This window comes from Gardnerella sp. 30-4 (assembly GCF_001641215.1).
Lineage (GTDB): Bacteria > Actinomycetota > Actinomycetes > Actinomycetales > Bifidobacteriaceae > Bifidobacterium > Bifidobacterium leopoldii.
This window is the reverse complement of the sequence record NZ_LXJL01000126.1, coordinates 1-3124: the sequence shown is the minus strand read 5'-3', so window position 1 is coordinate 3124 and position 3124 is coordinate 1. Positions and strand designations below refer to the sequence as shown.

1 protein-coding gene is annotated in these 3124 nt (G+C 45.0%); it reads left to right on the top strand.

The annotated features are described in order from the left end of the window. Positions 1-217 precede the first annotated feature (217 nt). Positions 218-2980, top strand: a complete 2763-nt coding sequence (locus A5294_RS06080) for a polyribonucleotide nucleotidyltransferase (RefSeq protein ID WP_064340706.1) — start codon at positions 218-220, stop codon at positions 2978-2980. Positions 2981-3124: the final 144 nt, after the last annotated feature.

The window sequence follows — 3124 nt, the reverse complement described above, 5'->3', positions numbered from 1 at the left end:
ACTAAAAAGAATTAACAAATAATTCAACACATAATTGAAAATTGAAGCATAACTTAATACGGATGATTGAAGTAACCGAAACAAAAAACACTACGAAATATTGACGTAACGCAAGTGTTGCAAAGAGTGCAAATATTCGCATATAGGTAATAATGCGAAGTCGTCAATGTTATTACGCATGTTGGTTGATTAGGTAAGTTAAGAAAAGGAGGAACCCGTGGAGGGTCCCGAAATTAAGGCTGTAGAAGCCGTTATTGATAATGGTTCATTTGGTAAGCGTACGCTACGCTTTGAAACTGGTCGACTTGCTCAGCAAGCAGATGGTGCTGTTGCCGCATATTTGGATGACGATTCCATGATTTTGTCGACGACGACTGCAGGATCTAGCCCGAAGGAAAATTACGACTTCTTCCCATTGACTGTTGATGTGGAAGAAAAAATGTATGCTGCTGGAAAGATTCCAGGTTCGTTCTTCCGCCGTGAAGGTCGTCCTTCTAACGAAGCAACGTTAGCATGCCGTATTATTGATCGCCCGTTGCGTCCATTGTTCCCACACACTTTACGTAACGAAGTGCAAGTTGTTGAAACAATTTTGGCAATTAATCCAGATGATGCTTACGATGTTATTGCTTTGAATGCGGCGTCTGCATCTACTATGATTTCTGGCTTGCCATTTGAGGGTCCAGTTTCCGGCGTTCGTTTGGCTTTGATTGATGGCCAGTGGGTTGCTTTCCCACGTTGGAGTGAGCGCGAGCGTGCAGTATTTGAAATTGTTGTGGCTGGTCGTGTGATTGAAAATGGCGATGTTGCTATTGCAATGATTGAAGCTGGTGCTGGTAAGAATGCTTGGAATTTGATTTACAATGATGGTCAAACCAAGCCAGATGAGCAAGTTGTAGCCGGAGGTTTGGAAGCTGCAAAGCCATTTATTAAGGTTATTTGCGATGCTCAAAATGAGTTGAAGCGTATTGCAGCTAAAGAAACTAAGGAATTCCAACTCTTCCCAGAATATACTGACGAACTTTATGCTCGTATTGACGAGATTGCTCATGCTGATTTAAATGAAGCTCTTTCTATTGCTGAAAAGCTTCCTCGTCAAGATCGTATCGCTGAAATTAAAGAAGGCGTGCGTGCTGCAATCGCTGAAGAATTCACTGATATGGACGAAGCCGAAAAGGAAAAGGAACTCGGCAATGCGTTTAAAGAATTGCAGCGTCAAATTGTTCGCCGTCGTATTTTGACTGAAGATTATCGTATTGATGGTCGTGGTTTGCGCGATATTCGTACGCTTTCTGCAGAAGTTGATGTTGTGCCTCGCGTGCACGGTTCTGCACTCTTCCAGCGTGGTGAAACCCAGATTTTGGGTGTGACTACTTTGAATATGCTTAAGATGGAGCAGCAGGTTGATGCGCTTTCTGGTCCACAGACTAAGCGTTATATGCACAACTACGAAATGCCTCCATACTCCACTGGTGAAACTGGTCGCGTTGGTTCTCCAAAGCGTCGTGAAATTGGTCACGGTGCTTTAGCTGAGAAGGCTTTGGTTCCAGTATTGCCTGGACGCGAAGAGTTCCCATACGCTATTCGTCAGGTGTCTGAAGCTATTGGTTCTAACGGTTCTACTTCTATGGGTTCCGTTTGTGCTTCTACGCTTTCTTTGCTTGCTGCTGGCGTGCCTTTGAAAGCTCCAGTTGCTGGTATTGCTATGGGCTTAGTTTCTGGCGATGTTGATGGAAAGCATATCTTTAAGACTTTGACTGATATTCTTGGTGCAGAAGATGCATTTGGTGATATGGACTTCAAGGTTGCTGGTACTTCTGAATTCATCACTGCTTTGCAGCTCGATACGAAGCTTGACGGTATTCCAGCTGATATTTTGGCTGCCGCTTTGCAGCAGGCACATGAAGCTCGTACAACGATTCTTGAAGTTATTAACGAGTGCATTGATTGCCCAGCTGAGATGAGCCCATTTGCTCCACGCATTATTACAACCACAATTCCTGTAGACAAGATTGGTGAAGTAATCGGACCTAAGGGCAAGATGATTAACCAAATTCAGGAAGAAACTGGTGCTGAAATCGCTATTGAAGATGACGGTACTGTTTACATTTCTTCTGAAGGCGGCGAAGCTGCTGAGAAAGCTAAGGGAATCATCGATTCTATTGCAAATCCTCGCGTGCCAAAAGCTGGTGAAACTTTCACAGGCAAGGTTGTTAAGACCACAAGTTTTGGAGCTTTTGTGAATTTGACTCCTGGAACTGACGGTTTGCTTCACATTTCACAGATTCGCAATTTAGCAAATGGTGAGCGCATTGACACTGTTGAAGATGTGCTGAAGGAAGGCGATAATGTTGAAGTTATCGTACAAAGCGTAGATGAGCGTGGCAAGATTTCTTTGGCTATTCCAGGTTTTGAAGATCAAGAATCTTCTGCTCCAGCAGTGCGTGAAAATCGTTCCCGCGGTTCTCGCGACGATCGTGATTCTCGTGACTCTCGTGGCGATTACCGTCGTTCTCGCCGTGACGATCGCGATAATCATGATCGTGCGGATCGTGCAGAGCGTCCTCGTCGCCGCATGCGCGATGATCGTGACGATCGAGATCGCATGGATCGAAATGACCGATACGCGGATCGCGATAACCGTTATGATGACCGCAGCACTCGTCGCGACGACCGTCGTGCAGATCGTGATGACCGTTACAGTGATAACGATTTTGATGAGCGTCCTCGTCGCCGCATGCGCGATGATCGTGACGATCGTTACGAAAATCGCGACGATCGTGAAGAGCGTGCAGACCGTGACGACCGTGAAGATCGTTCAAATCGTCGAGATTCAGAAAATCGTCGCGTATCTGATCGAAAGCCGCGTTATGCAGCTGATGACGATCACTATGACGAGTATCGTTCGGCTCGTGAAGAGCGCGCAGAGCGTCCTCGTCGCCGCGTGCGTCGCGATTTTGATCCATTTGAGGAAGATTAATCGCGCAAATAGTATTAAAGCAAAATTATTGCTAGATACTAAGTAAAAAATAAATATTCGTAGAAATGCCTTCAAGCTGCGTTTGCGTTTGGAGGCATTTCTTTTAGATAGCTATTTAAATGTTTTATGTAATCTGTGCAATAA